Raw genomic sequence first — 4144 nt, forward strand, 5'->3', positions numbered from 1 at the left:
GGTGAGCAGGCGGTCGGCTCGACCATGTAATGGTTGGCCATGACCAGGAAGCGCCGGTTGAAGACCCGCTCCTTGCCGGTGAACACGCTCGTCACCGCCGTCTTCATGTTGTCGTAGATGCCGCGCGTCGGCACGCCTCCGAAGAAGGCGAACGCCCGCGCATGGGCGTCGAACACCATCTCCTGTGTCTCGCGCGGATAGGCTCGCACATACATGGCCCGCGAAGCGCACAGCCGCACATGGGCGACCTTCACGCGCATCGGCTTGCCCGCGATCTCGACGTCCTCGTGGCTCCAGTCGAACTGATACGCCTCGCCTGGTCGGAACAGCAGCGGGATGAACGCCGGCGCATTCATCACGTCGCGACGCCGCGCCTGCCGCCAGCGGGCCGCATAGCGGCGCACCGCGTCGTATGAGCCGTCGAACCCCTCGCGCAGCAGCAGATCGTGGATACGCGTGAGGCGCAGCTTCTCGCGCCGCGGCCGTGCCTCGTCTTCCTCCAGCAACGCATCCAGTCGCGTCTGAAACGGCCCCAGCTTCGGCAGCGGCTGCACCTCCCGCCGGTAGCCCATGTCCGCCTCCGGCGCCCGGATCGCCTTGCGCACCACCTTGCGCGACAGGTGCAGGTCCCGCGCTATCGCCTTGATGGCCTTCCCCGACGCGTGCTCGCGCCGGATCCTCAACACCGTCTCCAATACCAGCATCCCGATCTCGCCGCCTGACACACCGCCAAGCGAACAGCCTAGACCACCGGGATGAGGGGTCCCTTTTCGACGCCGATCACCCCGCTACCGGGGTCCCTTTTCCACGCCGATCCACAATCCGAGTGTCCGCCGGCCCAACATGGCAAGGTTGCTGCAATCTACGGCGCAGTCACTCGGACCGCCACTATTGGTGGATACGTCGCCGGCGGGCTGTTTGTCCCGGATGATGCGCCGAGCGCTTACCTCGTCGGTGGAATGCTGGGCGTTGCAGCGGGCATGGTCGGGTGGCGAGTTTTTAATGGCAAGTGGAAGACGGCTTAAGCCTCAGCCGACCTCTGGAGGTCGCATATACTCCCGGAAATCCTTCATTTCTTCCGCGGTCGGCACCGGCGTGGTAGGCATGAAGCGGATCGTTTCGGCGAGGTCGCGGCGAGTATGGTAGCCTATGATTGAGCCGCCGACGCTCAGTTCATATTCCATGCTGCCTGTGTAGCGATTGGGCATCGCGAGCCCAGGCGCAAAGGCAATCGGTTTGTTCTTGGATTTGCTGCCGCTGACCTCATGCTTGGCAAGGGCAATGCGGATAAACTCGATCGTCGTGAACCCCATCTCGGTCCGCGCCAGATCATCGCGCATCCGTTGTACAAGCTCGGGATTGTCGCGGGCGATTCTGAGCTGCTGCGCGCGAAGCTCCCGATCGTAGTGCTGGTAATTGACCTCGCGTTCCAGATGGGCTGCTTTCAGATCGAAGCCGCCGCTGGACGCAAGTCGGACCACTTCGTCGCACCGCTGGCGCCACGTCCGCAGCAACTCGTAAGCTGCGTAGATCCACATGGGCGAGAGAGCCGTCAAAAGCGCCATCGTCTCAAGCGGTCGATCGTCATCGTGCATGTGCCGCAGAACTTCGCGCTCCATGCCGTTGAGGACATTGTCGATCAGCTCCAGTTGCTGACCCTGCATGACCAGCCAGGGATTGTCGCTGAAACCAGCGAGCGCGTTAAGGGCTGCCGTGAGCTCGGTGGGACCGATATCCTCGGCTCGCCTTGGTCCCGCCTGATCGTCGACTCGAGGCCAGTCATCCTCGCTCATACCGGCGCCTCGCAAGGCTCCAGGATAAGCTGGAGAAGGTCCCCCGGTAGCATTTGTGCGTCGGTGATCGAGAACAGGGTGTCACGCGGGAGTAGGATCTCAAATTCCCCCTGAGCGGCGCCGTCGTGCATGTCGATCGCAGGCGAGCCGGCCGGCAGCCGAAATTCCAGCATGGTGGGGCGGCTCTGGTTGCGGCTGCGCTTGTCGAGGAATGCGTCGCACCAGCTTCGCTCCGTCGATGTCGAGATGTATCCGGGATAACGATAATGCAGGCCCACAAAGCTGGCCGGTGCCCCCTCCAGGGCGCCGCGAACACCCCAGCCATGGCCATGGCCCGACCAGAGCGTCTGCGCACTCAACAGGCGCGACATTGAGAAAACGGCGTCGATGGCGTCGCGTTTTGCACGCGCGCCGGATGAAAACGTGCCGAAGTTCGGATTGTGCGACAGTGCCTCGGTGCGCCCCTGCGCGATCGCATGAAAAAAGGTCGAATCCGCCCCATAGCTTCGCAAGGCCAAGTGCTCTGCCTCGGTTAACTCTCGCTCACGGCCGATCAGGCCGTTTGCAGTTACGATGAGTGCTGTCACAGAAAACCTTCCCCCGCGTGCTCGCGGAACCGCTCATGGTCCCGCACATATTCGGCGACCATCTCGAGCGACGAGTGGCGGCTATGCTCTTTCATCTTGAACAGGTTCGCGCTTTGCCGCCCCGCTTCGGTGAGGAAGCCGGCCCTCAGCGAATGGCCAGAGAACAATTCAGGCGGATAGCCGGCCGCTACGGCTGCGGCCTTGACCACAAGGGCCACGCCCTGCGCGCTCATCGACTTTTCAGTGAGACGACCCTGCGGCGTGAGCTTGCGGAACACCGGACCGCTGCAAATCCCCGCCTTTTCAATCCATGCATTATAATGGTGGACAGGTTCGAGCCTGCGACCATCCAGAATGGCCACGGTTTGGCCATCGCCCTCCTGATCGGTCTTGGAGGAAGGAATCCGGATCAAAAGGCCGCGCGCATCTTCGGCCACCCGGGCGACTGTTACTTCAACGAGCTCGGAGCGTCGGAAGGCGCCTGCCATCCCGATCGCAAGCAGCGCGCGGTCGCGATAGGCGCGCAGGTCATCCCCGGTGATGCTCCTGAGCATGTCGCGCATCACATCGCCATCGGCTGCGCGCTTCTTGTCCGGGAGGTCGTCACGCTTTTCCCGCCGGATCGCGCGCATCGCCTTTTCGAGCCGGGCGGCGTCCGGCTGGGAGGTCGGGGGTTCCAGGTCGGCTGCGCGATGGGCGAACACGATTGCAGCCAGCCGCCGGCCTATGGTCGCCTTGCCAAGCGGAGATGGCGCTTTGCGCGGAAGAACCTTGCCCGTCTTGGTCCGTCGTGGTTCGAGGGGGACAAATCCGGTCTCGGCGAGCAATGTAAGGAACGCGGCCACAGTTGAAGGTGTGGCAGGCAGCGGCCGGTAACCACTTTCGCGACACCAGGCGCAAAACAGCCGCCAATCCGACTTGTACGCGCGCAGCGTGGCATCGGCCGAGGCACGGCCTACATAGCGATCGACACGCTCGCGGTCGTCGGCGGTCAGATCCGGAAGGTAAGGCTCGAGGCTCTCCACGGTATCGAGAAGGACCATCGCACCGGCGAGGACAGCTTCGAGATCGTCAGCTACTTCTGCCGGAGGCGGAGGAGCGGGGGGGACGTCGCCGTTCATCATGGCAATAGTGTCAACCGCGACGGAAGTGGGACTGCCTGAAGGTCTCGCACCTTCATAGGCAGCGATAGAAGATTCACGGCATCCTCATCCTGATCCGCGAGATCCCACTGAAGGTTGAACCGGCGATAGAAGGCCAGGCGTGGATCGTCGTCTTCAACATCCTGCTTGTATCGCTTGAGCTCGACTGGGCGGATGTCAGCATCAGGATGGTGACGCTTCGCCCAATCGACCATGAGGTTGAGGGCGACAGTACCGATGCCCTGGCGATGCCAGGTTGATGGGTCGACAACGTTGAAGCCGTTTGAGAGCCGGACGCCCTGGTGACGACTGAACGAGGCTCCAGCGCGCATCATTATCTTCGCGCCGTCCAGGTCGCGACCCGGAACGAGCTTCAGGGTTTTCGCGCCCTCGACCGCCAGCAGCAGTTCGAGCTGCTCATTCGTATCCGCAGTCTGATGTATGATCAGCGTCACCGGATCCGTTTCACCCTTCACGGTGGATTGCAGGCTGTACCGAGCGACCATGATTTTCGTCCTTGAGTGATCCTTTCGAAGGTATCCAACCTGTAGGTTTCCCTAAAATGGTGGACGCCATCCTACCTACAGCAGCAGCTGAAAAGAGTGGATCTGCGCCCGAAACA

Annotated in this window: 5 protein-coding genes; all 5 read right to left on the bottom strand. The window is 62.4% G+C overall.

The window, feature by feature from the left end:
• On the bottom strand, window positions 1-704 hold a 704-nt coding region (istA, locus tag ACH0BU_RS17835; RefSeq protein ID WP_426268148.1), incomplete at its 3' end, for an IS21 family transposase.
• A gap of 324 nt (window positions 705-1028) precedes the next feature.
• Window positions 1029-1793, bottom strand: coding sequence for a hypothetical protein (locus ACH0BU_RS17840; RefSeq protein WP_020819854.1), 765 nt, complete (start codon window positions 1791-1793; stop codon window positions 1029-1031).
• Window positions 1790-2380, bottom strand: a complete 591-nt coding sequence (locus tag ACH0BU_RS17845; protein WP_080993660.1) for an ADP-ribosyltransferase — start codon at window positions 2378-2380, stop codon at window positions 1790-1792. The genes ACH0BU_RS17840 and ACH0BU_RS17845 overlap by 4 nt, the downstream gene beginning before the upstream one ends.
• Entirely contained in the window at window positions 2377-3504 is a 1128-nt protein-coding gene (locus ACH0BU_RS17850) for a tyrosine-type recombinase/integrase (protein ID WP_021224428.1), read from the bottom strand. Before ACH0BU_RS17850 ends, ACH0BU_RS17845 begins: the two co-directional genes overlap by 4 nt.
• On the bottom strand, window positions 3501-4028 hold the full coding sequence (locus ACH0BU_RS17855) for a GNAT family protein (RefSeq protein ID WP_020819857.1): 528 nt from the start codon (window positions 4026-4028) through the stop codon (window positions 3501-3503). The genes ACH0BU_RS17850 and ACH0BU_RS17855 overlap by 4 nt, the downstream gene beginning before the upstream one ends.
• Between the last annotated feature and the right edge of the window lie 116 nt (window positions 4029-4144).

This window comes from Sphingomonas olei, assembly GCF_045369765.1.
GTDB classification, from domain to species: Bacteria; Pseudomonadota; Alphaproteobacteria; order Sphingomonadales; family Sphingomonadaceae; genus Sphingomonas; species Sphingomonas panaciterrae.

Coding starts and splice junctions, on each gene's coding strand:
- ACH0BU_RS17855 (WP_020819857.1), bottom strand. CDS start 4,028: ATGGTCGCTCGGTACAGCCTGCAATCCACCGTGAAGGGTGAAACGGAT.
- ACH0BU_RS17840 (WP_020819854.1), bottom strand. CDS start 1,793: ATGAGCGAGGATGACTGGCCTCGAGTCGACGATCAGGCGGGACCAAGG.
- ACH0BU_RS17850 (WP_021224428.1), bottom strand. CDS start 3,504: ATGATGAACGGCGACGTCCCCCCCGCTCCTCCGCCTCCGGCAGAAGTA.